The sequence below is a fragment of the Kitasatospora sp. NPDC127116 genome, from assembly GCF_042677365.1.
In the GTDB taxonomy this organism is placed as follows: Bacteria; Actinomycetota; Actinomycetes; order Streptomycetales; family Streptomycetaceae; genus Kitasatospora; species Kitasatospora lactacystinica.
The window spans coordinates 58,152-83,695 of the sequence record NZ_JBHXTL010000015.1 but is presented as its reverse complement, the minus strand read 5'-3'; the positions used below and the strand labels follow the sequence as shown (position 1 = coordinate 83,695).

Sequence of the window (25,544 nt, the reverse complement as noted above, 5' to 3'; positions counted from 1 at the left end):
CGCGGCAAGACTCGAAGCTGGCGCCAATCCCACCGACGCCGCCAACGAACTGGGCATTAACGCCCGCCAAGCACGGGCCTTGCCCAAGGACCACCCCAAGATCGCCGAAGCCCTGGCTCGGCAGGGTGGCCCGGATCGGATTCCCGCTTCCCGAGCCGCTCGGCAAGCGGACTACCTCAAGGCACTGATCGACGGAAACGGCGTAGTTACCGCAGCCTGGCGCTCCTCCGCTGTCAGCGAGAGCACTCTAGGCAGGTGGCGTACCGACAACCGCTTTGCCGTCGCTGAGCAGGCCATCCGGGAGTGGATTGCCCACCGGCCGGTCGTTCCTCGGAAGGCATACGCACTCCGGGCTTCCGAGAACCAGTTCCAACGATTCCTTGAACTCCTGCAGGACGCCAGCGCCAGCATCAAGGACGCCGCCCACGAGGTAGGACTGGGGGCCAGCACAATCCGCTACAAGGCCTCTCGGGACGCGGACTTCAAAGCGCAGCTGGAAGCGCTTAGGCCCGTTGGGCACGGAGGACGACGTCGGAGGCCCATTACGGTCGTCGACAAGGCGTGACCTCAGCCAATGACGAAGCGCCCCCGCCCGGCCCTCCCGAGGGAGAGTCGAGCGGGGGCAGGGTGGTCATACGTCAAGGCCTTGGAGGAAGGGCCGCACGTCCTCGGGGACGGGCTGGGGCGCCGGTGGCGGTTCGAGGCCGCTGGCACGGACGAATCCGACCATCGAGCGCACCCATCCGGCGAGGTAGCGGATGCTGTACTCCTGGCCGGCCAGTCTGGCCTTCTGCTGGACGGATTCGAGTTCCTGTTCGTCGAGCCGTTTGCCCAGGCGTTCCAGCTCACGTTCCATGCGGTTGGTGACGACGCGGAAGTCGTCGCGTCGTTCGGCGGCGGCGCTTCGGCGTCCGGCTCGTGCCGTGTAGACGGTGCCGGCGAGGGTGACAGCGGAGACGCCGAGCGCGGAGGCGGCAGCCCAGGATTCTGCGCTCATGGGCGCCACCGGTTGTGCGGTGGTTCGGGCCACTCGGCGGCGATCGCGGCGACCCCGCCGAATGCCCCCCACACGACCGCTGACGCCCAGCCGCGAGGATTGTCGTACAGCCACCAGGACGCGAGCGAGCCCAAAGCCCACGGCGCGACGACGAGGCAGATGGCGGGGTAGCCGAGCCAGTCCCGGCCCGGCTGACGCCACGCACACCCGATGGCGAGCAGGCCGGCACCGATCCATACCCATCCCCAGGCGTGCAGCGGCATGAGGTCGAGCAGAAGACGGATGCCGCGGGTGTCCTGAGGCGGCTGGACGAGCAGGCTGTAGCCATAGATCGCAGCCATGATCCCCTTGAATGTGAGAACGGCGCCGCGGCGGCCCAGCCGACGCGCGGCGCGGTGGACCGCCGTGCGCATCACGGCTCCGTGGGGGTGCTGCCCGAGGCCGCCGTGACAAGGTCGGGCCGCGGCGTGTGCTTGGCTTGGTAGCCGGCGACACCGGCGATGGCAGTGGGCACGACGGCGAGGACGAACGGGGCGAGCCAGGCAGGTAGCCAGCCAACCAGGCCGGGGTGGTCCTGTACGACGGTGAGCCCGGCGAGCAGGGAGGTGGAGGCGACGTAGGTTGCGGCAGCCGCGGCCTTGACCTTGGTTTCGACGGCCATCACGAGGCCTCCTTCATGGTGGTGAGGTGGACGGTGACGTTGTCGATGGCCTGCTGGATCTTCGCGACCAGGGCGTCGGCGTCGACCTGGGTGCCGGATGCGATCTGCTGGGCGAGCGCGGTGATTGCTGCGCCCTGCGCCGCCAGCTGAGCGCCGAGAGTGGTGATCTGGGTGCTCAGGGCGGCGAGCTTCACGCTTGCGTCCTTGGTGTCGTTCCAGACCTCACCGACCCGGGGGAGATAGCCGTTGGGCAGCCTTGCGTACTCGGGCATCGGGTAGTCGAGCAGTTCGGCGGGGGTCATGTCGTCCTCCAGTGGGCGGGGAGCCCCGGTCTGGACCCAGCCGTAGAGCGGGTCGCCGGGGCAGTCGGTCTGGTGGCCGTCGCGGTGGCCCTTGACTTCCGGGCCGGCGGGGCCTCGCTGCTGGCAGTACTCGATTGCGTCACGCAGGCCTTGCAACTGCTCGGTGGCGGGCTCGGTCGACCCGGACGAGCCGAGGAGGGCACACACGGCGTAGTGGGCCTCGTTGAGCGAGGTGTCGCCGTTGGCGCTGTTGCGCCGGTCCAGGCCGCGGCCCTCGAAGACGTAGCCGTGCTCGCAGACCATGAAGCTGTAGCCGATGTCGGACCAGCCGTTGCCGTCCATGTGCGAGGCCTGGATCCTGCGGACGTAGGCGGGGCACGTGGTGTGGTCGCCGAAGGTGTACTGCTCGCCGAGGTAGTGGACCTTCACCCCGGCCCGTGCACCGGCGTACAGGATCGAGCCGTTCGGCTCCCGCCACGGCCGGGCACCCCACTGGTCGCGGCTCACCAGCTGCAGCCCCGGCCACGAGCCGGGACCTGCCGCCGGGGCCGACGAAGAGGCAGCAACCACGGTGCCGGCCCAGGACCGCAGGTCGTCGATGCTGCCGTTGTACACGTCGGCGTCCAGCGGGGCATCCGTCCACTGATGGAACTTCCACGGCGCCTGGACCCGGGGCGAGCCCGCGGCAACGTAGTCGGCGATCCACAGGAAGTCGCCCGCGTTGTCGTCGGTGCGGTGCCACCAGTCGACGCTCGTGTACAGACCGACCCGGTTGTTCGGGTAGCGCTGCTTGACCGCCGCCAGCCAGGCATTCTTCGCCGCCGTTGCCTGGGCATCGGCAACCGGTTGGCCGTACGGCTCGAAGTCCAGCACCAGCAGCTCGCCCGCGGGCACCTGTCCGACGACCCGGCAGAAGTGCTCGACCTCGCCGGCGACCGGGTTCTCCGCGTGCAGGAAGTGGTAGTGCCCGACGACCAGGCCACGTCGGCGGGCGTTGTCCCGCTTGGCCGCGTAACCGAACTGCTCGGTGCGGGCCCCCTCGGACGCCTTGATGAACACGAAGTCGGCGTCGGCCGGAATCGAGGACTGGTAGTCCGACACGTCATAGCCGCGGGCGGTCGCCATCACGAATCCTCTCGGGTCACGGCGGCGTGAATCTTCCGCAGGTGGCGACGGACCAGCAGGTGGTGGGTGACGAACGCGGGCGTCGCCCAGATCACGGAGGCGGCCAGGTTTGGCCAGACCTGCGACCAGGCGCCCAGCAACCAGGCCATCAGCTGATCAGCCCGGGAACGTACAGCTGCGCCGACCAGTCCGCGTGAGACGCCGTGTGCGCACCGCCGTGGCCGCGGTGGTGGAAGGCGCACAGCCACCGGAACTCGCCGGGCGAGCTCTCCAGCCACTGGGCGATCTCCTCGGCCGTGGCGTGCTCGCTGATCTCCGGGAAGTCTCGGTGCAGGGCTGCCGGGTCGGCGGCGTTGGCGGTGGCGAACTCCAGCACGGCGTGGTGCAGTTCGAGGCCGCCGGCGCACTGTTCATGGCCGGCTCGCTCACCGACGTAGCAGGCAGCGCTGTCGTGGTGGTGGCGGCGGAATGCCTCGAACGCTGCGTAGTGCGGGTCGCCCGTACGGGGGGCATGGTCGGGGTAGTGCATGGTGTAGCGGTGGGTGACGGCCTGGGTGTGTGCGGCGACGTCACCGTGTTGTGAGGTGTTCACGGTGGCTCCGGGGCTGTGGGATCAGGGTGATGCGGCCGGTGATGCAGGCTGTGCCGGCTCCGGTGCGGCAGTTGGCGGGGTGACAACCCAGCCCGATGGCAGCGGGGCCGGGGGCTGCGGTACCGGGGTGGTGGGTAGCGGCTCGGGCGTGCACGCGCAGCCCGGCAGGCGGGCCGGATCCGGAACACATGTGCTGGCGTGGATCCGGGCCGCCAGATCCAGGCCGAGCAGGTGCTGCACGCAGCCGTACACCGCCTGGGTGCAGGTCTCCGCAGTCGGCAGCGGGCCGAACGCGGTGGTGCCGCCGTCGGCCCCGGAGAGCTCGATGATGCGCTGGCGCTGCGCCTGTTCGGCGGCAACCACGGCATCAAGTTCGGCGGCAGTCGGGCGGCGGCGCCACTGCGCGGCGGCGGGCGAGACGCAGCCGGGCGCGGAGCAGGTGGCTGAGGCCGCGGCAAACGGTGTACTCACGGAGGTCTCCTAGGCGTGCAGCCATAGCACGGTCATGCCGCACTGGGAGGGAACGGTGCTCAGGGAGCCGCCGGAGGTCTGGTAGGTGTAGGCCTCCACGTAGTCCCCGGCGGCGAGCAGGACCAGGGCGCAGACCTGGTTCGCGGAGCTGTTGGACGTGGTGGGGGAGAGGCCGACGCCCTGGCCGAGTGCGAGTGTTCCGCCGCCGTTCTTGTGGAGCTCGATCAGCCGGTTGCCGCTGGCGTTCGCTGTATAGCCGACCTGGCCGATGATCAGGTAGTAGCCGCCGACCTGGGCGGTGTAGCGGGAGTTGTTGGTGACGTTGGAGTGGCCGCCGTAGGAGTCGACGACGGCGGAGTCCATCGCCAGGGCCGTGACGGTCGAATTGGCGATGGACTGGGCGGCGGACTGGTAGCCGGCGTACAGCGGAGGGTTGGTGAGGAACGATCCGTTGTTGTAGACGTTGGCGTTCCACAACGCTGAGGTGACGAAGGCCCCGGGGACGACTTGAGCGTAGGAGGGTACGGGCAGGTTGGGCACAGACGGCTCCTAGTAGGCGAAGGCGACCTGGTCGAACCGCGCCACCGAATCCCAGGTCGTCGCGGACGTCACCCCGGCTGGCAGACGCTCACACACCACGTCACCAGCGGAGTGGGCGTTCAGCGTGGTGCTCGTCAGTGTCAGGACCGCCGTGCTCCAGCCCGCCGTGGTTGCCGAGACGGACAGCACGGTGACGGTCTCCTGGTTGGCGGTGCCCAGGCTGAGGACGAGCTGCTGGCCCTGGCCGATCTGGGTGGCGGCCGGGTTGGTGTTGTCGGCGCCGGCGCTGATGGTGACAACGGAGACTCCGGCAGCCGCCGACGAGGCGAGGACCGTGTGGAACGAGGCGAGCAGGCCGTACGGGGTCAGGTCGGCGGGTGAGCACTGGATGCTCACCACGGCGTCGCCGTTGTCGCCGAGCGTCCAGTCGATCGCGTCGACGAAGCAGTCGGTGGAGATCGCCGGTGCCGGGGCCGGCGGCCTTCGCATCACCCTGATGCGGGTGCCGAGTTCCAGGCCCAGGCAGGCGGCCCAGATCGCCGGGTTGGCGCCCGGATGCAGCCGCACGCCGGAGATGCGGGGTGCCGGCGACTTGTAGCGGCTCAGCAGGTAGTTCGCCGCGTCCTGGCACTCCTGAGCTGAGGAGACGTTGATGCTGCGGGAGAGGGTGCGAGGGAAGTATTGGGTCTGCGATGCCGGACTGACAGCGCTGAAGACCTGGCCGGTGCTTGCCTGGGTGACCTTCACGATGTTTGCGAGCCTGGTCGGGTCGTAGTCCAGCGCACAGTCCTCGTAGGGGATCTCGCCGAGGTCGGCCCGTTCGCCGAGCACGATGACGGGGGTGAGTGCGTTGTAGCGTGCCGACCTGGCCTTGTAGGTGAGGATGCCGGCGCGGTCGACGTAGTGGGTGCCGTTCTCGGCGTCGACCACGGCCTGCAGTGCCGACAGGGCGTCCTGGCCGCCGACTGCGGCGGGCCCCATGGATGTGGTGAGGCCGGTCTGGATGGAGGTTGTGCCGGTGTAGCCGGCCCATCCGAGGATGCGGGTGTAGCGGGTGTTGCTGGAGTCGCCGGTGAAGCTGTTCTTCCAGGCGTTGTACAGGGTGGTGAGGTCGTTCTGGGAGGCCGGGCCGATGAAGGTGGGGAATTCGATGGCGAACGCGATGTCACCCTGGAAGTTGCTCCAGGTGGAGTTCCCGTTGGCGCCGTCCACGAAGTTGCCGACACTGTCGAAGGCGAGTCCCGAGGGGGTGACGGTCGCGGGCTGCGAGAAGTAGTAGCTTGCCGTGGCGCCGTCTTGGGATGCGAGGGCCGTGTTGGACGCCTGGTCGTAGCCGAAGATCAGCAGGTGCCAGTTTCCGTCAACCACGTTCGTTGCGCCGCCGAAGTACCCGCTGAGGCCGGTTCCGCTGGGGCCGTTGATGATGATGGCGGGTTGGCCGGTCGAGTTGATGTGGACGAGGATCTGGCTGCCTGAGGGGCCGTTGTTGGCGTGCTGGGTGTCCATGCAGTGCCAGATGCTGGCGGAGAAGCCGGCCGCGGGAGTCGGGCCCGTGTAGCGGAAGGCGATCATGCGGGTCCACGACTGCGGATTCGCGGGGCCTGTGATGCCGGCGCCGTTCAGGCTGATGAACGTGGCCGGGCTGTAGGCCCCGGAGCCGGGGTTGGCGTTGGCGACCGTGACCACGGTTCCCGTTGACCCGATGTACCCGCCGCCCGCGGAGGCCGACGTGATCTGGCTGCCGGCGGTCAGCGACCCCGGACCGAAGCGGCTGACCCCGATCGGCGCGGGCGGGTACGCGCCCGCGGAGTCGGTGAACGCCTGCGATCCCTGAGGGTCGCCGAGGGTGAACACGAACCGCGGGCTGCGCTTGAAGATCTCCTCGGTCAGCGGGTCGCGCAGAACCCTTTGCGACAGCAGGCTGAAGGGGTCCACGCTCGTGGTTTCCACGCGGCCGTAGGTGCCGTGGGAGGTCCAGGTCTGCGGGTACCTCTCCACGAATCCGGCGAAGATCGGATACATGGTCCCAGGCTGGACCCAGGTGGTCGGCGCGGCGGCCTTCTCCAACTGCCAGCCATCAACCTGCAGGTTGGCGGACACGGTAAGAGTCGCCCGCAACTCGACGCCGTACACCATGCCGTAGACGTTCGCCGGGGCAGTGGCTGTCACCGTGATGCGGGTCCAGGCCGCGCTCGGGGAGCCGACCAGGGAGACGGTGCTGCCCGTGGTGAAGGTGACGGCACCGGCAGAGTTGACCCAGCCGATGACGGGCCGGATCTGCAGGGTGGTGCTACCCGAGGTGACGTTGCGGACCTGCATCTGCATCGAGTAGGTGGTGCCGGGTTCGGCAGCCACCTGCGCGCTCCAGCAGGGCAACTGGCCGATTGTCGCGTTGAACGTGACGCCGAACTGAAAGGTGCACGAGCCCTGCCACGCGGTGGCGCTGTTGACGATGAGGCCCGTCGTCGGGTCGGTGTCGCTGTACACGGCGATGTCGGCCGCGAAGTTCGCGTTGGCCTGCAGGAAGCCGGCCGGGTAGCCGCCGGCATCCCCGCCGGTCGCCTGCACGGGGGTCAGCAGGTTGGCGGTCGGCGGCCATTGAGCCCGGATCCTGAGCGGCTGGTAGGGAACGACACTTCCCGCCCACGGGCTGCCGCTGTTGGCCGGGTCGAACGCGCCGTCGCGGTTGGCCAGGCCGACGGTGGCCTCGCCGGTGCGGATCTGGTCGAGCTCGAACTGGCGGCCGCGGCGGGTGGCGCTTCTGGTGCGGGTTCGGGAGGAGAGCTCCACGAACTTGGACTGGGGGACGCTGCCCTTGTTGGCCCCCCAGATCGGGCCCCAGGAGTATTCCACGGCCGGCCAGTTCTGGTTGGTCACCACAGTGTTCACCTCCTGGGGTCAGCGGCGCGCGTACGGCTGCCAGGTCTGGGAGTTGCGCATGCCGAGCTGATACATCTGCTGCTCCAGCGTGCGCCGCAGTTCGACCTCGGACAGCACGGAGCCCTGGACGGTCACGTTGACGACGACGGTGGTGCCGCCCCCGGCTGCGCCTTGTGTGCCGGCCAGGGCGAGGCCGGGGAGGCTGGTGCTGCCGTTGAACGATCCGCTGAGGGAGTCGGTCAGGTTGCCGACGGAGTCCACGGCGATGCCGCTGTGATCATCGATGCCCTTGGCGATGCCTTCGGGGATGCTCTTCCCGACCACGTCGGCGAAGACTTTCGAGGGGCTGTTGATGCCGAGGAAGTCCTTGGCTGCGGCCAGTGCATTGTGGGCGAGATTCTTGATCTGATCCTTGAGCCAGTTCCAGCCCGAGGCGATACCGCGGCCGATGCCGTTGATGATCTCGATACCGATGTTGGCGAACTCGAAGGCTTTCTCTTTCGCGGCATTCCACGCGTCGGACAGGCCGTTCTTGATGGACGTGCCGATGCTGCCGACAACGTTGGAGACGGAGTTTGCGACGTTCTCGATCGGCCCGATGATGACGCGGCTGATCCAGTCCCACACGGACCGGGCGAAGTTGAGGATGCCGGTCCAGGCACTGGAGAGCCATCCGGACAGCAGGTTCCAGAGGGCCACCATGGACTGCCACATGTCGACCATCGGATTGATGATCGTCCACTTGATGAGATCCCAGACGAACTGTGCGGCGGGATAGATGACGTCGTTCCAGACCCAGGACAGGAAGTCGGTGACCGCGTTCCACGCTGTCTTGAGAGTGTCGATGATCTGCTCGTGGAAGTGGTTCCAGATCGCAATGATGATGGCGACGAACGGGAAGAAGATCACGAGGAGAAGTGGCCACCATTTCGCGAAGAAATCGTGGATCGAGTTCCAAACGGTCATCGTGATGCTGCTGACCCAGTTCCAGGCATCGACGATCGGGTCGGCGACGGCGTGCCACGCAGAAGTGAAGAAGGCCGCTATGTCGCGCCAAGCCCCCTTGATCGGCTCGACGATGTCGTTGTGCCAGATGCTGGAGGCCCTGTCGGCGATCCACTGCCAGCCTCTGACCACGGTGTCGGCCACGTCCTTGGCGACGTCCGTGACCGACTTCCATACTTCGCGCCAGTTCATGGCCAGGAGGGCGACTGCGGCGATGAGGGCCATGATGGCGAGGACGACCTCGGGAATGCCGGTGGCCCAGAGAGCAGCCGCGAAGCTCCACGCCGCGGCGGTTGCCAGTACCAGGCCGACGACCAGGACCCCTCCGATGGCGAGACCCAGCGCCTCCGTGAGCTGCTTGTGCTCCCGGAAGAAATCAACAACCTTCAGTACCACGGGAATCAGCTTCGTTCCGATGGTGATGGCCGCAGTCTCAAGGCGCTCCTTGAGCTGGCTCATTTGGAAGTTGAAGGTGTGAGTGATCTCTTCCCAGCCGTGAATGTCCTCGCCGGTCTGCTGGCTCGCCTTTCCGACGGTCTTCACGTTCTTCTCGAAATCGGCCATGCTCTCGCCGCCGAGCATGAGCGCGGTGTTCAGGCCGACAGCGCCACCCATCATCTTCTTCATGGAGGCGTTGAACGTCTCCTCAGATGGTCCACCATTCTTCAGCTGCTGGTTGAATCCCTGGGACTTATTGACGAGGTTGGCGAACTGGGCTGCGAGGTTCGCCTGGTCCGTCGGCAGGGCCTTCAGCTGCTGGCGCCATTCCCCTAGGGTGACCTTCCCGGACAGAAACTCCTGGGCCACGCTCTGCAGCGACTTCGGCATCGACGCGATCATCGTGTTCGCGTCCTGCGCGGCCTGCCTCGACGTGTTGAAGACGTTCAGCAGGACCATGCCCGAGGGCCCCATGTGCTCCAGGATGGTGCGCTGAAGCAGGTCGATCGTGCCGGTGAGGCCGCGCTCGCCGAGCTTCGCGGAGACGTCGTTAGAGCTGAGGCCGAGGCGCTGCATCTCCTGAATGGCAACGTTGTTGGGTGCCTGCAACGACCGGATGGAGAAGGCGAGTTCCTGGGTGGCCTCGCGGGCGCTGGTGCCGTGGTTGGTGAGCGTGGCGATGGCGCCGCCGACTTCGGCGAAGCTGACGTGGGCGGCGGAGGCGATCGGCAGGACCGTGGCCAGGGAGCCGGCGAACTCGCCGAACGTGGTCTTGCCACTGCCGACCGCGGCGATCATCTGGTTGGTGATGGTCGTCGACTGGTCCGCCGCCAGGTGGTAGCTCTTGAGGGCGCTGGTGACGGCGTTGCTGACCTCTGCGAGCGGCGCCTGCTCGGCGCGGGCGCCTTCCGCGGCGGCCTTGAGAACAGTCAGGCCGTCCGCCCCGTGGAAGCCGGCCGATTCCACCAGGTACATGCCGTCGGCGAGTTCCCTGGTGGCGGTACCAGTCTCGACAGCGATCCGCTTGACGCCTTCCGACACCATCTGGAGGTTCGCCTGGGACTCGCCTGCGGTCGTGGTGAGCTTGACCATGCTCGCCTCGAAATCACCGGCCATCTTGAGCGAGACGCCGGCGATGGCCACGCCGGCAACGGCAGTCGCGGTGCCGACCTTCGTCAGGACCCCGGTGACACCGCCCATGCGGTTGGTGAAGGCTTCGCCTTCCTCGCCGGCGGTCCGCATCCCGGCGAGGAACGGCGCGGTTTCCGCCCGCAGGACCACAAAGAGATCCGCCACCTCGGAGGACATGGCACCTCCTCTGCGGTCAGGTCAGGCGCTTCCAACCGCCGTCGCCGTAGGCCGCGCGGTAGATCACGGGAGCGGCGACACGGACCCCGAATCCGAACGCGGTGCTCAGGAACGGGAACTTGGCGCCGTTCTTCAGCCCGCGCTCCAGGTGCGCGCCGTACTTGCTGCTCGGGGTGCGGCTGTACGGGGGCGTCATGCCGGGCTGCGTGCCAATGCGGACCTCAGCGCCGGTCACGGTGTGGGTGACCGTCGTGCGGGCCAGCGAGCGCACCAGGGTGCCCGAGATTCGCGCGGGCCCCTCGCCGTGTCGGGCCGGTGTGGGGGTTCCCCGTGCGTGCGAGCCGTTGCTGGCGTTCGTCTTGGCCTGTTTGAGGATCGCATCGGCCAGCTCGCCCAGAGCGATCGGCGTCTGGGCGAGGCCCTGCGCGCCGAGCTTCGAGAAGGTGGCTGACATGAGTCCAGGGCGGAGTTCAGGCACTGCTCCTCCGGGTTCCGCGTTCCTGGGCCTGCTGTTCGGCTTGGCGTCGGATGAGCAGGAGGTCCCAGGTGTACCGGCGGACGTACCAGGGTGCGCCCTGCAGTTCCTGCCAGGACCAGCCCATCTCCCGCATCACCTCGAAGTCGACGACTTCGTCCGGTGGCGGGCCGGACGACCACGTACCGTCATAGATGCTCTCGGCCGGCCAGAGCACCTCGTTCAGGTACGGGTCATCCAGCCCTAGACTCCCGCGCCGGTCACCGCCGAGATCTCCGCAGCCATGCGGTTCTGGATCTCCATCGGAAGCTTCGCGACGAGTTCGGCCGTCGCCGGCAGGGGCAGCGGCGGCTGGTCGTCGTCGAGGCTGGTCGCGTCGTAGACGTGCCAGCCGATGACCAGCTTGGCGAGGATGGCGAGACCGGCCTGGAACGCCTCCGAGGTGGTGGCGTTGTCGGGGGCGTCCGGCATCAGTTCCTGGGACGGGACAGTCTTCGGGTTGCGCATGACGACGCGGATGGGTTCGGCGTCGGGTTCGGTGAGGTCGGGGAAGTCGAGGGTGATGACGCGGTTGGCGTACCCGGCCATGTGTGCTCCTTGAGGGGTGGGGAGAAAGGGGATCCCGGCGCGGCAGGGGCGCGTCCCCGCGCCCTCAACGCTCGCGCGCCCATGCCGTGCCGGGACGTTCGAGGGGCCACCGTCAGTAGGCGGCGGTCTGCCAGTTCGTGAGGGTGGCCTGGACGGCGCCGCCGTCGGTGGTGTTGTAGATGCCGACGATGCTGAAGTCGGCCTGCGCGTACATGGATCCGAGGTCTCGCTTGCCCTTGAGGTAGCCGCTCTTGGACATGGTCAGGGCGAGGGACTGGCCGCCGCGGGCGATGGGCTGCTGGAGAGTCGCGGTGGTAGCGGTCTGTGTGTAGGTGAGGTACAGGTTCAGGTCGGTCTGGCTCTCGAAGATCGCCTTGTACGACCCGTCGACCTCGATGGGCCCGGCGAAGATCTCCCGCGGCGCCTGGACCCCGTCCGAGCTCTGGATGGCCTCTACTGCCCGCTTCACCGTCAGGTCCAGGGACAGGCCGCGGGTTGACGCGGAACCGGCGTTGGTCATGCCCCACGACCAGCCGAGGAGCGGGTCGAACGCCGTGAACGTCGGCGTCGCCGAGGTCTGCACGGTCGACGGCATCGACGTGGCCTTGACGGAGACCTGCACCGCGCCCTTGGGATCGACCTTGAGCTGCAGGTCCGACCAGCGCACGTAGGAACAGCTGACCGTCTGCGTGGTGTCGTACAGCGTCAGGCTGTACGTCGGCAGTGGCGACGTCGACTGCTTGAAGGTGTGCACGGTCGGGGTGGTCACTGCGGCACTTGACGCGTGCGCCTGGCCGAGCCCGACCCGGCTGGTGCCGGTGCGGCCGAGCACGGTGGTGACGTTGCTGGTGTACGGGCCGGTGCCGGTTGCTGCTCCGTCCGTCCAGGCGTACTCCGTGAGGCCGGCCGTGTCGATGCGGATCACGGTGCCGGCCGCGAGGGAGACGGCGGTCTGGATGGAGGTGGCGCCGACGGTGGTGGCTGCGGACAGGGTCGTCGTGGTCGCAGCGGTCACGGTGTCCGGGCCGATGAGCGCGGCAAGGAAGTGCCCGGTCAGGTCCGGGTAGGCCAGGACGTCGATCGACCAGGTTGCGTTCACGACGCCCTGGTAGACGCCCTGCAGCACGGTGTCGTTGCCGCGGACGCTCTCATCCTTGATCTCTGCGTAGACGTCCTCGAACTCAGCCTTGCCGAACGGGATGCCGACGGTCGGCGCCACGTAGGTGCCGGCCGTCGTCTCCTTGGCGAGGCCGAGGGTTGCGAGGCGGGAAAGCTGGGTCACGGCGCGGGCTCCTCACCGGTCGAGGCCGGCGTGGCGGCGGCCTTCTTGCTGGTCTTGGCCGGCTGTTGATCCGGGTCCGGCGGGACGGGTTCGAAGCCGGCGATGGGGATGGGCCAGTCGATGGTCTCGCCGGGCTGCACGGTGGCGGGGATCGCCGGGATATCGACCGGGGAGTCGTGGGTGGAGCGCTGCAGCATGGGTCCCTCCCGGCGCCTAGCCGGTGATCTCGATGTCGTCGGCGGAGTAGGTGATCTCGGCGTGGAACTCGACCTCGGAGGGCACCGTGATCGCGGGGTCGGCGAACCGGACGTCGATCCAACGCGGGCTTTCGGCGACCGAGCGGAAGCGGCCGCCGTGTGACTTGTCGCCAGGGAATCCGCCGATGCGGGTGAGGACGTCGTCAACCGCCGCGTCGAAGGCCCGCTGGTCGGCTTCGCTGTTGCCGGATCCGGATGAGAGCGGCCACACCAGTCTCAGGAGGAACTCGTACGTGGGCATGCGGCGAACGTTGGCGAACCGCTCCTCACGGATCGACCTGCGCAGCACATAGATGTTGCTGCCGCGCCGGCCGGGGGTGCGGGGCATGTACGCCTGGACGGTCTGCCACTGGCCGCCGTTGGCGGTCAGCAGGGCAGGCAGACCGTCGCCATAGGAGGTGAGCCATGCGACCTCGCGGTCGACGGCGTCGGCTGTGGACATGGCCGTCACCTCCTCCGCCGGCGGCGCCAGGTGCGCGCCCTGTGGTGGACAGTGGGTCCGCGCCTGTAGCGGCGATGGACGGAGCGGGTGTTGCGGCGAGGCTTGTACCGCACCTGCAGCGTTTTGAAGGAGGCGTTTCGGGTGCTGGGCCGCGGTCCGCTCGCGTGTGGCTTCCGCACACCGGGATGGCGCGGCCGCGGGGATCCGGAGGTCTTGGTTCTGCCGCTGCGGGGCCGTGTCGATGCCGGCTTGGTGCGGTGCACGGTGGTGGGCCGGGTGGTGCTGCGCCGTGTCGACGGGTGGGCGCGACCCTTCAGCCGTGCCGAGATCTTGGCGCGGGTGGTGGCGCTGAGGCGGTGCCCCGGATGCCGTCTACCCTTCAGTTTCGCGGAGATCTTCGCGCGGGCTGCTGCCGAGAGTCGGTGCCCGGGGTGGTGGCGGCCCTTCAGCTTCGCGGAGATCTTGGCCCGCGCGGCGGCGGACAGCTTGTGGCCTGCGTGGTGGCGGCCGCGCAGCTTGTTCGAGATCTTCGCGCGGGCCGCCGCCGACAGCGGATGCCCCTTGTGAGGATGGGACCTGCCGCGCATCCGCGCCGAGATCTTCGCCCGCGCCCCGGCGGACAGCTGCCGCTTCTTCCCGGCCATAGTCACCGCCTGGAGTAGGGGGCGAGCATCTCCAGGGCGTCGGCCCGCAGCGCGTCCGGGTCGTGCCCGGACCTGCCGTCAACCGGGTCCAACTGTTTCACGGCCATTGATGCCGCCATGTACTGGCAGGCCTGCACCAGGTCCGCCGGTACCGTGATGTAGCCGCCCGAGTACGTCACCTTGATCGTGGTGCCGGGCGGAACGAACGTGCCCAGCTGGAACCGGACATGACCCGTGTCGGGCTCGTACTGCAGCGTGCTGATGTCAACGGTCTGCGTGCCGGAGTAGGAGCGGGCCAGCAACACCCCGGTCACCGTACCGGACCACATCTCCGGATAGCGCGGCGGGAACTCCCGCACCCAGAAATGCCTGACCAGTAGCGTCGATCCAAGGGACTGCGCCCGGGAGAACCCCAGCTGCGCCGTCGGATCCAGCGGGACGTAGGCATCGAGGGCGTCCTCGACGTCCATGGCCTCGGCGCGCTGGGTCTCGACAATGCCGGTGAACGGGGCGAGCCGGCGGTCGCACGCCGACTCGCAGGCACGGGTGGCCTGCAGCATCAGGTTCGTCTTGGCCTGCGTCGTGTAGCCGGAGACCAGATTGGCGAACGGCCCCTCCGTGAAATTGGCGACCGTGGCGAGCGGAGTGGGACTGTCGGTCGGCACGGCTCGTCACACCCCTCTCGTCGTGGTCGGCGGGTTGCTACTCGGAGACGGCAGCCGGGTCGGTCGGAGCGCGCCGGGTGTACTTGCGCTTCGGAGCCTCGACCACGGCCTCCTGGGCATCGGCGCCGGGTGCCTCCGTCACCTCGGTGCTCACCGTCACTGGCAGGTGCGGCACATGCTCGAACCCGGCGCCCGGAATGGCCAGCAGCTCCACAGCCAGCTCGTCCGGGACCTCGACGACGTCGCCGGACGTGCTCCAGGTCAGGCCGCCCGGTGCCGAGCCGGGCGCGTACTGCTTGCGCAGCTTCATCAGCGTGGATCCTCTCCGTTCGTTGGCTGTTGGCCGGCAGCGGGCCCGGCAGGCAATCCGGCCGGGCCCACCGGGGCTACAGGGCGGCGGTCAGCCGGGAGAGCCGGCCCACGTACTTCGGCGCCCGAACCGCGAGCGTGGTGTCCGAGACCACCGCGAACGGGAGCGTGTCAGGGGCGGTGACGGTCGGCGACAGCGGGATGAGCTGCATGTCGCGGGTGTACGGGCGCACCAGGAAGTTCTCATCCCGGGGGATGAGGTAGACGTCCTCCTGCGGGCTGTTGCCGGTGCGCGGCAGCGCTCCAGCGTTGCCGCCCACGTACGCGGACGGGCCAGTGTTGCCGGAGGAGTTGGTCAGCAGGTTGCTGCCGGTGTCGACGATCGACGTGACCGCGGCGCCGGTGGTGTCGAACGCGTCGACCACGCCGACCAGGGACTCGGTGCCGGTTGCAGTGGACCGGTACACCTTGTACATGATCGGGGCGGCGCCGTCCGGCAGGTTCGACGGCGTTGAGAAGCTGAGCGTGACGGTGCTGGCCGCCCCGGTGGTGGTCTGCGACACCTCCGCCGCGGACAGGGTCTCACCGAAGCGGGCGACGACCGCGGAGACGCGGTAGTAGTACGTTCCGGCGGCGAGCGAGCCGCCGGTGGTGGCGGTCGCGGTGGAGACGGTGCTCATCTGCGCGGTGCGGGTCGACAGGAACGACGACTTGATGATCGGGATGTCCCTGTACGTCGGCACGTTGAGGCCGGCGCCGATGGTGGTGGTCGGCGCGGCGAATCGCTGCTGGTTGACCAGCGACTGGCCGACGGCGGAAGCCATGCGCGGAGACATCACGAACATCCAGCCGGAGCCGATCGGCATGGCCGCGTTCGTCTCGACCAGGTCGATCAGCTGGTCGAGGTAGTGCAGCGCGAAGCTGTTGTTGATGTCGAGGGCGTTGACGAACGCGTTGGAGCCGGTGCCGGCGTTCCAGTTGGAGATCAGGTAGTCGAGGCCGGAGCTGATCGGGTACTGGCCGAGCGCGGTCGCCGGGGCGTTGCCCCAGATGAACGCATTCTCGATCGTCCACAGCATCGACGACATGGTGCCGTCGAGTTCGAGCTGGCGCAGGTCGCCGACGATGTCGCGGGACACGGTCTGGGCGTAGCCGGTGACGGAGCCGACGGCCTGGTACAGCTTGATGTCGAAAACAGCCTGCTCGTAGGTGCTGTTGCCGATCGGGCGGGCGCCGCCGTCGACGACACCGCCGCTGTCGGGCCTGTTGGCGCGGCGGTTGAAGAAGTACTGCGTCGAGTTCCAGTTCTTCGACGGGATGGCCGCGAGGAGCGGCGCGTACCGGCGCTGGTACTCCAGCAGCAGCGGGCTGATGGCCTTGGGGATGAGCGGGGAGATCGTACCCGCGGTGGTGATGGCTTCCTGCAGCTCGTTCGGCACCGGAAGCTCCTCCTGTCATGCGAAAGCCCCGTGCGGCATGACCGACGGGGCGGAAGGTCTGTGGGGGTGGGGTGCTGCCGGTGCTACGCGGCGGGCTTGGGGGTGACGCCGTAGGCGCCGAGGATGGCGTCGGCGCGGCCGGCCCAAAGCTCGTCGCTGGACGGCTTGTCGGCCTCGTCGGTCTCGCCGACGCGGTAGCCGCGGCGGCCCGGGGTACCGAACTCGCGCAGGAGCTCCTCGCGCAGCTCGTTGCGCAGGGCCGCCTTGAGCTCGTCGCGCTCGCCCACCGGGGCCTGCGGCGCCGGCGACTCCGCAGCGGTCTCGGCGACGCCGCCGTCGGCCTGCTTGGTCTCCTTCGCCGTCTTGTCCTTGCGCTTGCGGCTCTCCTTGATGGCCGTGGCGACGGGCTCCAGCTGCTCCTTGAGCGCGGCACCGAACAGGGTGCCCAGCGCGGTGATGTCGGCGTCGGTGAGGGACCGGGCCGGGGCCGCGGTCTCCTGGGGGGTGGGCTCGCTCACGGCGGGCTCCTCCTCTGTGGTGGGTGCGGCCTCGCCCAGGTCGGGCAAGGTGGTCTCGGTGAGGGCGCGCGCTTCGACCGTGGCGGCGGGCTCGGTGACCGGCTCCAAGGTCGGGCCGGCGGTCTCCTTCGACGCCGGCTTGGTGCCCGCATCGCCGTCGGTGTCCGCGTTCGGCGCGCCTGCGACGTCGATGTCGGCGTCCATGTCCGGGTCCATGGCGGCGAGCGCGTCGCAGGCGGCCTTCATGGCGGCGGCGGTGATGGTCCGCAGCCCGGCCGGGTCGATGCCGTAGGCCCGCAGGGTGATGCTGAGCGGGCCGTTGTAGGCGTCGACGCAGAACCCGGCTGCGCCGCCGGGCCCGTCGGGGTAGTACTCGCGGACATCCGAGTAGCGGGTGGTCTCCTGCATGGAGCCGTCCTCCATCCAGTGAGAGGGGATCAGGTCGGTGTGGCCGAGCGCCTTAGCACGCTCCACGACGTGGAGGCGGGAGGCGGGCGTGTTCGCCTCGCGAATGGCGCGCCGAACGCCGGCCCGGCTGCGGATTGGCGGGGCCTCCTCGCGGAGGGACTCGACCAGCACCTCGACGCTCTCGCTGATCGGCGTGCGACCGCCCGTGCTCTCGCTGGCCGCCGGAGCATCGGGCGCGTAGGCGGCGGAGGTCACGGAGGCGCCAAGTACGCCGGGGGTGGCAGTGAAGTCGAGGGCGTCGATCTCCAACCCGTCGGCGGTGGTGACCTGCTGGCCCTCGTGCGCGACGCGCTTGACGGGGCCGGTCCAGTAGCCGTGGATGCTGACAGACCGGAGCGCCGGGGGCTGGCCCTTGGCGGGGACGACGAGGGCGGCGATGTCGCGGCCGTGGCTGGTGTCGTAGAGAGTGGCCCTGTAGCTGGCCGAGCCGTCCTTCTCCGTGGTGACGTCGGTGAGACGGCCGACGATGCGGGCCGAGTCGTCGCCGGCGTCGTGGTGGGTCCGCATGACGATCGGCAGCCCGTCGGGGTCGGCCATGCGCTTCCGCATCATTTCGACTGCGGACGCGATCAGTTCCGGCGTGTAGAGCCGGTTGTTGCGGGAGACGCCGGGGCGGAGCATCGTGCCGGAGATGGTGGCGATCGTGCCGGGCATCAACGCCCCCTTCCTGTCTGCCGCAGTGGGGTGACGGTGGGCCGCGGCTTGCGGGTCCGGTTCATGGCGACGAGGCGGAGGAGGGCCGCGCGAACCTCGGGATCGTTCTCGATGGCATCGATCAGTCGCTCTCGGGCCGCGGCCCGTTCGACGTCGGCAGCAGTTACTGCTCTGGGTCGCTTCGGTCGCTCGTACACGGCTTCGGGTTCCCTCCTCAGGCGGGTGCGAGGCAGCAGCGGCAGCTCGGATGCTGCGGCAGAGTCGGTGTGGCGAGCACCGGGTACGGGCCGCCAGCCTCGGCGTCGGAGCAGGCGGTGCACACGCGCCCGTCGCCCGCGGTCAGCCAGCTCACGGACCGCTGCCCGGCGGCGTGGTAGGCGGACAGCTGGCCGAGCCCGTAGACGGAGGACACGGCGACGTCGGCGGCGAGTGCCACGCTGCGCCCGTCCCGGACGTCGCTGGTGGCGTCGTCGGCGCTGTCGGTGTCGGCGAGGATCCGTCCGGCATGGCGGGCGGTGGCCGCGAGGGCCGCGGTGAGCGTGGAGGCGGCGGTGAGGTCGGCCTGCGTGTCGGTCAGGTCGATGCCGGAGACGGCGTCTTCGTCGTAGTCGGTGTCGGTGTCGTCGTCCGTCTCTACGGTGACCAGGTGCCGGCCGGCTGTGTAGCCGGCTCGGTGAGCGCGGATCACCGCGGTGCGGATCCCGACCCGGGTGCGCCGGAAGTCCCAGGCAGCGAGCACAGACAGGACGAGTGCGGTGTCGGCTTCGCGCTGGTCCGGACTTGCACTCTCGGAGGCGCCCCACAGGGTGGGGCGGCGGATGGTCAGGTCGGCGGTGTCGGCCCGCCACGCCGCGGCGATGACGTCGTCGGCGGTGCGGTGCAGGGCGATGCGGCGGGCATAGACGGGGCGCCACGCGCCGGCGAGGGAGGCGAGCTGGATCGTGGCGTCGCCCACTGCTCACCTCCCCCTGTGGCCGGCGTCAGCCGATCTGCTTGGCGATGAGCGGGGCGATGTCCTGCGCGCGGGTGGGGTGTCCACTTTCCACGGTCCTCACCCCCTCTTCATGCGGCGATGGGGATGAGGAACTCGTCGGGACGGCCGAGGCCGAGGCGGGCCATGTAGATCTCCACTTCGGCCGCGGTCGCGAACGTGATGCGGCGGCTCTCCCGGTGGCCGTACCAGCGGCACTCGAACCCGCCCAACGCGTCCGGGTCGAGCACTTCGTCCATGCCGCGGATAGGGGTGAGCGGCGGGTAGTGGCTGCGCTCGCAGTCCCTGGCGAGGGACGGAATGGGCCAGTGTCGGCCGCAGTCTCCGCACCGGTGACGGTCAGGCGGCGATGCGGGCGAGCGCTTCGTCGAGGTGCTGCCGGTAGAGGTCATCCCATGCCTCCCGCTCCGGGTCCTTGCCATGGAACTGGGAGGAGTGGAGCTGGGTCCACGGGCCGTGGTCCTGGTCGACGGTGCCGACCCAGGCGAGGATCGGCTTGCCGGCCTTGCGGTAGGCGAGGGCGCGGTGGTGGCCGTCGATGATCAGCAGCTTCGGGTTGCCCGGGGCTTTGACCAGCACGGCCGGCTTCGTCTTGCCACGCTTTTTGATCTGCCGGACGAAGTGCTTCACCCGCTCGGGTTCCTGGGTCGCGGCCCAGTCCTCCTCGTCGTCGAAGTCGACGTCGTCGATGTCGACGGACTCGGGACCGCTCCATGCCGCGTCCTGCACCCAGTCCAGCGACCTGGTGGGGTAGTTCTGCAGCAGTTGGTCGCGGACCTGCTCGGCCTTTGGCGTTGTCTTCTCGGTGAGGGACTCGCGAGGCCCGGAGCCTTGCGTGGCGTCCTTGGCGAGGCCGGGCTCGTCCTCCGGGTCCGTGAGCATCGCAGGGCCGTCGCTGGCTGGCTTCTCGGCATCCCCGTCGCCCTGGTCCTGCCTTGGCCGGACCTGGACGCCCGGGACCTGGACGCCGGCGGAGACGCCCGGTGCCGCGGCCTTGGCGATCTGCGCCTCGGACATGCGGCCCATATCGGCCCACAACACCAGGTTCTGCTTGTCAACGAGAACAGGGTCGTCGCCGCCCTCGACCGGCGGCTCGCCGATCTCGTCCCGGTACCGGTTGAGGGTGTAGGAGCCATTACGGAGCCGCATGTCGCGGATCTCCTCGACAACTTTGCTGTCGCGGTAGTCGATCTCCGAGAATTCCAGGTGCCAGTCGGTGATGCCGAACCCGCGGTCGAGGAGGTGGTAGTTCAGCTTTTCCAGGATCAAGTTCGCGACAGGGACCACAGTGTTGACCCGGAACGTCTTGTCCTGGGACTCGCCGGATCCAGACCCCAGGTTGCCGGTCTCGATGATCCCCAGCTTGGCCGGCGGGCAGCCGAAGCAGGCGATGATCTCGTCCCTCAACTGGCGTGTGGCGTCCAGGTAGTCGGTGACCTTCCGCGGGTCGATGACCTGCACACCGCCGCCGTCCGTCGTGATGACGGGCGTCCCCACGGCTTTCGGGCCGAGGTTGTGGACGGTGTACTGCTCGCGCCAGCGCTGGACATCGGCGTCCTGGGCATGCGCGAGGTCGACATGGATGCGAGGCGGGTCGCCCCGTCGGCCGCACTCTTTCAGAGTCGCTTCCCAGAAAAGCCACGCCGTCACCGGCAGCAGCGCCTTCGCCGCGGGAGACACGCCGTACAGGCCACCACGCGGGGAGTCCAGGCTGATGTGGATGACGTCCTCCGGGGCGAACGTCGCGGAGCGGACCCCGTCCACGTCCTGCCGGTAGCCGGTCACCTCGCCGTGCTGATCCGAGATGACCGTCATGGTGGTGGAGTCCAGTGTGTAGATCGCCACCGGTTCGCCGAGGAGCCGCACGATCTCCAGGTAGGCGTCCCCGAACAGCTCCAGGTCGGTGACCGCGTTCCGCAGCAGCTGGACCATGTCCTCATGCGGGTTCACGAACCTCAGCAGCCGTCGCAACCGCGCTACCTCGGGCGGGTCCGGCGGCAGTTCGCCTTCCGGGACGTCCTCGTTGGAGACGATCTGGACGCCGCCGGCGGTGACGGTGCGGGCGATCAGGTCGATCGGGCTGCTCACCCAGATGCAGGTCAGGTAGGCCTGGTGGAGCTGGGTGAGGATCTGCTGCCGCTCGGACGTCGCGGCGACCTGTGCTGAGGAGGAGATGTTGGCCAGGGGGATGCCGAACTCGTAGCCGGTGCGGCGGACCTGGGCTGCGGTCGGCTGCTCCCGGGACTCGGCGACATCGGCGGCGGGGGCCAGGCCACGGCGGAACGCGCCGGCAATGCGGCTCAGTACGCCCACGGGTCACCCCCAGCCGCTATCGGAAATCCGCCGATCGTCGGCACCTGGGTCCGTTCGCGGTCGTGGCGGCCGGCATGGCCCGGTTCGAGAGCCGGAGAGGCGACCGGGTCGTCGGGGAAGTGGAACCTGGGGGCATTACCGAGGTTGATCAGCAGGTAGCGGAGGGCGTCCGGGGCGTGGTCCTCGGCTTTGGTGTCCACGTCCTCTGGGTTGCCAGTGGTGGCGTGCGGCAGTGCCGGAAGGGTGCGGACCAGGTTCTCTGCTCCTGCGAACACGTGGAGCTTCGGGCAGGTCTCCCAGCCCAGCGCCCGATGGTGGAGGCACGCCGGGGCCTCGGCGAGGTAGGAGTGGACGCGTTGCCAGCCGGAGATGCGACTGCCAGGGCCCTTTCCCGCTGCGGTCAGGTGAGCGCCGTTCTCCGCGTACACGTCTGCGATCGGCTTCGCCTCGCCCCGACTGGCCCACATCGCGTCATCCGCGTACCGGGCCGCCACACTCTCGCCGGCCTCCGCAGCGACAATCCGCTGCGCCTGGACCGACTCTGCGACCTGCGTGTCGTACAGCTCCCGGTAGACCCACACCCGGCCGTCCTCGTCGACCGCGCCCCAGAGCACGCACCACGGCGCGGTGTAGCCCCAGTCGACGCCCGCGAACCGGTGCCATGAGGACGGCAGCGTGGTCGGCTGCACCACGTGTCGCTCGTAGCGCCACTCGGAGAAGACCTGGCCGCTGAACATGCCCCAGTCGCCGTCGAGGAACGCCCGGCGGAGCTTCTCGTCGAGGCCCTGCAGGTTGCGCCGGTACTCGGCGCCGAGCTGCGGGGTGTCGGAGACCCGGGCCTGGATGAAGATGCGGCGCCGACCGTTGCCGTCCTCGATCTCCCGCTCGCCGTGGCCAGTTGCGTCTACGTACTCGGCGCGGACCCGGGAGTGCCCGATGCCGCCGGGGTTCGTTGCCGAGCGCACGCCGAGGCAGGGAACGCCGGCGACGCCGGAGCGGACACGGACGTACAGCTGGTCGACGACGTCCGGGGGAATGGTGGTCCGCTCGTCGATCAGCAGCAGGTTGATCTCCGCCGATTGGAGGGCGGACACCTCGCTGATGTTCTTGGCATGTCCGAACGTGAACACCGACCCGTTGGCGAACCGCAGTTCGTGCGTGGAACCGTTGTAGCGGGCGCCGAGCGCCCGAGCGTAGTTGTAGCGGGCGAGCATCCGCAGGACGGACTGCTCCAGCTCAGGAAACGAGCGGCGGAACCAGAACGCCTGCAGGCCGGGGAACCGGTAGCAGGCCCGTAGCCCGTACATCAGCAGCGACGTGCTCTTGGAGCCGCCGGCCGCCCCGCCGTACAGGACATCGAAGTTGGCGTCGGGCAGGGACAGGAACCGGCTCTGGGGGCCCGGGTTCGGAGCGAACCCGAGCACCTCGAAGGGGTCGACCGGCGGGGCCGAGATCCGCTGCGCCGCGAGGGCGAGTGGGTCGGTGCGCACTGGCCCTCCCGGCTGCTACTCCACGGCGCGGAGGTGCCGGGCTGCCACCTGTCGAGCAGTTGCCGCTTCCGTCCCAGACACGCCCGCCGACAACAGGGCCGCATCGATAGCGGAGATGACCTTTGCGGCCTGCGCTTCAGAGATCGACGCGAGGCGCTCCTCGATGTTCAGCCTGGCGATCGCGGAAAGCACGGCGAGTGCCCGGTCCATGGCCCGTTCGTACAGCTGCACCTCGGCGCGGGTCTGTTCGCTACCGGAGTTGCCCTCGTAACGGATCCTGTCGCCGAGCCCGTTGACCAAGGTCGCGGTGGCGGTCTGCCACGAGACGACCTGGCCGGCGAGCTGCATGAGGGCGGTCAAAGGGTCACCGACCGGTTCGACGTCGAGTTCGGCGAGCACGGCCCGGGCCTCCCGTTCGACGTTGTCGCGAGTGGCCTTGAGTTGCTGCCCTGGGGTCTTCCCGCCGTGCAGCTTGCACCGGCCGACGCCCGGGTGGTCGGTGCCCCAACCGGCGGGGAGTCCGCAGTTTTCGGCGGACTGCTCCTGCCGTGTCTTGGCGCCGCAGACCGGCTTGTCGCCCCTGGCCACTGTCAGACCTGCGGTTCGGAGGTTGCCGCCCCGATGAGGCTGCCGTCGGCCCGGTACCAGTCGATGCTGTCGAGCCGGGGGGTGATCCGGCCCTCGTGGTGGAGTGCCCGGTACGTCGGGACCGCCCGCACGGCGTCGGCAGGGGCTCCGGGGATGTGGACGTCGAGGTCGACGACGAACTGGTGAAGGGGCAGGTGGCGGCCGCGGAGCTGCGCCTTGGGGTGCAGCAGGTGCAGGCTCTGGCGGAAATGGGGTTCGATCTCGGGGGACACCTGGATGCGGACCGTGTGCCAGTAGGCGGCGCGGGCGTTCCTCTTGGCATTCGCGCGCTGCCGTCCGCCTGCGGCGGGGTTCTGTGCGCGGAGCCAGGAGGTGTCGTGCTTGCCGTGGACGAGCGCGGAGATGTCGCCGCGCCATCCGTGGCGGCGGCGTTCACGCCTGGTCGGTCCGTCGGCCGGGTTGGGCCGGGTGTAAGTGCGTGCGGCGTCACGGCTGAAGGCGCGGCGTTCGGCGCGGAGACGGAGAGGCATGAGGGCTCCCGGTTGAGGGCGGGGTGGTCAGTCGAGTACGGCGCGGACGAAGCAGTCCTTCGCTTCGAGCAGCTTTCGGAGTCCGGCCGTCAGCTCGGGGCTATCCGCCATCTTGTGGAGCATGGCCTCGGCGAGGTCATGGCACGGCTTGCTGATCGCCTGAAGGTGCTCGGGGAGGTGGGCGTACGCGAAGTGCTTGGCGATGGCGGTGGTTCCGGGGTGACGTCCGGTGGTATCCATGAGGGCTCCGTTAGAGGGTGGGCGACTGTGCTTGGTCGGGGATGAACTCGGCGGCTACCGGGGCGGTGATCCGGTCGGTGTGCCGGGCTCGACAGGTGGCGCCTTCGTGCCACCAGCGGAGCTCGCCGAGCCAGGCCGGCCTCCTGCATCGGGAGCAGGTGCCGGGGATCGGCTTCCAGGCGCCAGGGTTGAACGGAGCGTCGAGGGCACGCCAGCTGTAGGCATTGGGTCCCACGATCGCCGTCCTTCACCATCAGGGCTGAGCGGAAGGTGAGGGAGTTGAACCCCCAGCGGTGTTACCCGCCACGCTTTTCGAGAGCGCTTGGCACGCCGATGCCGGACCTTCCAGGCCAGTCGAAGCTGGTGATGGGCTCGCGGCCTGGCGGGACGGTGGGGTGCCAGGCCGCGAGCCGGGCCCGCCGCCCTCAGGGCGGGCCGTCCCCGCCGGCCGGCACACGCGGGCGGCACACGGCGGGGAGCTTGAGGAGTCAGGCCGCCATCGGGGCCGACGCAGAGCGGGCCGCGGCGAGTTCCTCGATCTCCGGCCTGGCGTACAGCGTTCCCTCGGAGCGCCGGCGACCTGGAAACCGATGGATCTTGCCGCGCGTCGCCCACTGCCTGATCGCGGACTCTGTCACACCAGCGAGCTTTGCGGCCTCGGCTGCCGGTATCAAGTCGCCCGGAAGAAGGTGGAGAACCTGCACATCCACCTCCAGGCATGTCAAAACCCCCGCCACAGAGTGACAGGGGTCGAGAAGACATGGGTGTTGCACTGATCGGATTGTGACAGCCGCCGCTCTATACCGCAAGGCGGCGTGCATTCGGGCCGCGATCGAACCAAGCCCGATGGTGCTGCACGAGGAACCTCAGGTGGTCGAGGTAGTAGGTCGGCCAGTTCCTTCCAGTCGATCCAGCCGACTTGATGAGGCCTCGGTGCGCCCACCCATGAATCGTGTTCCTGTTGATGCCCAAGCGCCGCGCCCCTTCAGCCGCCGTGACAACTTCGGTCGACGTTGGCGGGGGAAGGACAGGCTTCTGCCTGGGGCGGACATGGGGCCGCCCAACGATGCTTACCGTGGTTGGCCACGTTGGATCTGGATCGCCGTAGCGGTCTCGCACTTCGGCGGCATGCGCCACCAGGTCGGGACCCAGGAAGAAGTACTCGCCCCGCTCGGAAACGCGCAAATGAGCGAACTGTGCATGGCGCGAAGCCTCCTTCGCTCTGCCGCCAGGCTCGAACGCCAGGATCTCGTCGGGCAGAAGCGAATTGAACCGCCGCACCGGATTGACGGTTGTCCCGATCTTCAGTAGATCGCCTCGCCGAATGTAGTA

30 protein-coding genes, 1 tRNA gene and 1 pseudogene are annotated in these 25,544 nt (G+C 69.0%); 1 reads left to right on the top strand and 31 read right to left on the bottom strand.

Features of this window, described 5'->3' with window-relative positions:
• Positions 1-79 precede the first annotated feature (79 nt).
• A complete protein-coding gene (locus ACFVHV_RS09890) occupies positions 80-565 on the top strand; it encodes a hypothetical protein (RefSeq protein WP_380350473.1) in 486 nt (161 codons plus the stop codon).
• 66 nt (positions 566-631) lie between these two features.
• Here the strand turns inward: ACFVHV_RS09890 and ACFVHV_RS09885 are convergent, their stop codons facing one another.
• The 31 genes and pseudogenes from ACFVHV_RS09885 to ACFVHV_RS09735 form a co-directional block, all read right to left on the bottom strand.
• A complete protein-coding gene (locus tag ACFVHV_RS09885) occupies positions 632-997 on the bottom strand; it encodes a hypothetical protein (protein ID WP_380350471.1) in 366 nt (121 codons plus the stop codon).
• The gene (locus ACFVHV_RS09880) at positions 994-1,410 is read right to left on the bottom strand and encodes a hypothetical protein (RefSeq protein WP_380350469.1); all 417 of its coding nucleotides are present in this window, start codon (positions 1,408-1,410) and stop codon (positions 994-996) included. The genes ACFVHV_RS09885 and ACFVHV_RS09880 overlap by 4 nt, the downstream gene beginning before the upstream one ends.
• Positions 1,410-1,658, bottom strand: coding sequence for a holin (locus ACFVHV_RS09875; RefSeq protein WP_380350468.1), 249 nt, complete (start codon positions 1,656-1,658; stop codon positions 1,410-1,412). Before ACFVHV_RS09875 ends, ACFVHV_RS09880 begins: the two co-directional genes overlap by 1 nt.
• Complete coding sequence (locus ACFVHV_RS09870; protein WP_380350466.1) at positions 1,658-3,085, bottom strand: GH25 family lysozyme; 1,428 nt, start codon at positions 3,083-3,085, stop codon at positions 1,658-1,660. Before ACFVHV_RS09870 ends, ACFVHV_RS09875 begins: the two co-directional genes overlap by 1 nt.
• Entirely contained in the window at positions 3,085-3,234 is a 150-nt protein-coding gene (locus ACFVHV_RS09865) for a hypothetical protein (protein WP_380350464.1), read from the bottom strand. Before ACFVHV_RS09865 ends, ACFVHV_RS09870 begins: the two co-directional genes overlap by 1 nt.
• On the bottom strand, positions 3,234-3,677 hold the full coding sequence (locus ACFVHV_RS09860; protein ID WP_380350463.1) for a hypothetical protein: 444 nt from the start codon (positions 3,675-3,677) through the stop codon (positions 3,234-3,236). Before ACFVHV_RS09860 ends, ACFVHV_RS09865 begins: the two co-directional genes overlap by 1 nt.
• A gap of 21 nt (positions 3,678-3,698) precedes the next feature.
• Complete coding sequence (locus tag ACFVHV_RS09855) at positions 3,699-4,148, bottom strand: hypothetical protein (protein WP_380350461.1); 450 nt, start codon at positions 4,146-4,148, stop codon at positions 3,699-3,701.
• Between the two features lie 9 nt (positions 4,149-4,157).
• Entirely contained in the window at positions 4,158-4,688 is a 531-nt protein-coding gene (locus tag ACFVHV_RS09850; RefSeq protein ID WP_380350459.1) for a hypothetical protein, read from the bottom strand.
• Positions 4,689-4,697: 9 nt separating this feature from the next.
• Positions 4,698-7,565 (bottom strand): hypothetical protein, encoded by a 2,868-nt coding sequence (locus tag ACFVHV_RS09845; RefSeq protein ID WP_380350458.1) that lies wholly within the window; start codon positions 7,563-7,565, stop codon positions 4,698-4,700.
• A gap of 21 nt (positions 7,566-7,586) precedes the next feature.
• Positions 7,587-10,319 (bottom strand): phage tail tape measure protein, encoded by a 2,733-nt coding sequence (locus ACFVHV_RS09840; protein WP_380350456.1) that lies wholly within the window; start codon positions 10,317-10,319, stop codon positions 7,587-7,589.
• A gap of 16 nt (positions 10,320-10,335) precedes the next feature.
• The gene (locus ACFVHV_RS09835; RefSeq protein WP_380350454.1) at positions 10,336-10,773 is read right to left on the bottom strand and encodes a hypothetical protein; all 438 of its coding nucleotides are present in this window, start codon (positions 10,771-10,773) and stop codon (positions 10,336-10,338) included.
• A 16-nt stretch (positions 10,774-10,789) separates the two neighbouring features.
• Positions 10,790-11,011 carry a hypothetical protein gene (locus tag ACFVHV_RS09830; RefSeq protein WP_380350452.1) on the bottom strand — a complete coding sequence of 74 codons (222 nt, stop codon included), beginning with the start codon at positions 11,009-11,011 and terminating at the stop codon, positions 10,790-10,792.
• A 26-nt stretch (positions 11,012-11,037) separates the two neighbouring features.
• The gene (locus tag ACFVHV_RS09825) at positions 11,038-11,382 is read right to left on the bottom strand and encodes a hypothetical protein (RefSeq protein WP_380350450.1); all 345 of its coding nucleotides are present in this window, start codon (positions 11,380-11,382) and stop codon (positions 11,038-11,040) included.
• Between the two features lie 112 nt (positions 11,383-11,494).
• Entirely contained in the window at positions 11,495-12,664 is a 1,170-nt protein-coding gene (locus ACFVHV_RS09820; protein ID WP_380350448.1) for a phage tail tube protein, read from the bottom strand.
• A complete protein-coding gene (locus tag ACFVHV_RS09815) occupies positions 12,661-12,861 on the bottom strand; it encodes a hypothetical protein (RefSeq protein WP_380350446.1) in 201 nt (66 codons plus the stop codon). The genes ACFVHV_RS09820 and ACFVHV_RS09815 overlap by 4 nt, the downstream gene beginning before the upstream one ends.
• A 16-nt stretch (positions 12,862-12,877) precedes the next feature.
• A complete protein-coding gene (locus ACFVHV_RS09810; RefSeq protein ID WP_380350444.1) occupies positions 12,878-13,363 on the bottom strand; it encodes a hypothetical protein in 486 nt (161 codons plus the stop codon).
• A 5-nt stretch (positions 13,364-13,368) separates the two neighbouring features.
• A complete protein-coding gene (locus tag ACFVHV_RS09805) occupies positions 13,369-14,007 on the bottom strand; it encodes an NUMOD3 domain-containing DNA-binding protein (RefSeq protein WP_380350442.1) in 639 nt (212 codons plus the stop codon).
• 2 nt (positions 14,008-14,009) lie between these two features.
• The gene (locus ACFVHV_RS09800) at positions 14,010-14,672 is read right to left on the bottom strand and encodes a hypothetical protein (protein WP_380350440.1); all 663 of its coding nucleotides are present in this window, start codon (positions 14,670-14,672) and stop codon (positions 14,010-14,012) included.
• A 37-nt stretch (positions 14,673-14,709) separates the two neighbouring features.
• Positions 14,710-14,982, bottom strand: a complete 273-nt coding sequence (locus tag ACFVHV_RS09795; protein ID WP_380350438.1) for a hypothetical protein — start codon at positions 14,980-14,982, stop codon at positions 14,710-14,712.
• A gap of 76 nt (positions 14,983-15,058) precedes the next feature.
• Entirely contained in the window at positions 15,059-16,420 is a 1,362-nt protein-coding gene (locus ACFVHV_RS09790) for a hypothetical protein (RefSeq protein ID WP_380350436.1), read from the bottom strand.
• An 83-nt stretch (positions 16,421-16,503) separates the two neighbouring features.
• The gene (locus ACFVHV_RS09785; protein WP_380350434.1) at positions 16,504-18,060 is read right to left on the bottom strand and encodes a hypothetical protein; all 1,557 of its coding nucleotides are present in this window, start codon (positions 18,058-18,060) and stop codon (positions 16,504-16,506) included.
• 214 nt (positions 18,061-18,274) lie between these two features.
• Positions 18,275-19,015 (bottom strand): hypothetical protein, encoded by a 741-nt coding sequence (locus ACFVHV_RS09780; RefSeq protein ID WP_380350432.1) that lies wholly within the window; start codon positions 19,013-19,015, stop codon positions 18,275-18,277.
• Positions 19,016-19,122: 107 nt separating this feature from the next.
• Positions 19,123-19,290, bottom strand: coding sequence for a hypothetical protein (locus tag ACFVHV_RS09775; protein ID WP_380350430.1), 168 nt, complete (start codon positions 19,288-19,290; stop codon positions 19,123-19,125).
• A 100-nt stretch (positions 19,291-19,390) separates the two neighbouring features.
• Positions 19,391-21,364, bottom strand: coding sequence for a phage portal protein (locus ACFVHV_RS09770; RefSeq protein WP_380350428.1), 1,974 nt, complete (start codon positions 21,362-21,364; stop codon positions 19,391-19,393).
• Positions 21,352-22,854 (bottom strand): hypothetical protein, encoded by a 1,503-nt coding sequence (locus ACFVHV_RS09765; protein WP_380350426.1) that lies wholly within the window; start codon positions 22,852-22,854, stop codon positions 21,352-21,354. Before ACFVHV_RS09765 ends, ACFVHV_RS09770 begins: the two co-directional genes overlap by 13 nt.
• Positions 22,855-22,869: 15 nt before the next feature.
• Positions 22,870-23,442 (bottom strand): hypothetical protein, encoded by a 573-nt coding sequence (locus ACFVHV_RS09760; RefSeq protein WP_380350425.1) that lies wholly within the window; start codon positions 23,440-23,442, stop codon positions 22,870-22,872.
• Positions 23,443-23,444: 2 nt separating this feature from the next.
• Complete coding sequence (locus ACFVHV_RS09755; protein WP_380350423.1) at positions 23,445-23,972, bottom strand: hypothetical protein; 528 nt, start codon at positions 23,970-23,972, stop codon at positions 23,445-23,447.
• Positions 23,973-23,999: 27 nt separating this feature from the next.
• Entirely contained in the window at positions 24,000-24,212 is a 213-nt protein-coding gene (locus ACFVHV_RS09750) for a hypothetical protein (RefSeq protein WP_380350422.1), read from the bottom strand.
• A gap of 10 nt (positions 24,213-24,222) precedes the next feature.
• Positions 24,223-24,447: a hypothetical protein gene (locus ACFVHV_RS09745; protein WP_380350421.1), complete on the bottom strand. Its 225-nt coding sequence runs from the start codon at positions 24,445-24,447 to the stop codon at positions 24,223-24,225.
• A 29-nt stretch (positions 24,448-24,476) separates the two neighbouring features.
• Positions 24,477-24,559: transfer RNA gene (locus tag ACFVHV_RS09740), tRNA-Ser, on the bottom strand.
• A 451-nt stretch (positions 24,560-25,010) separates the two neighbouring features.
• A pseudogene (locus ACFVHV_RS09735) lies at positions 25,011-25,544 on the bottom strand (hypothetical protein); the annotation flags it as partial.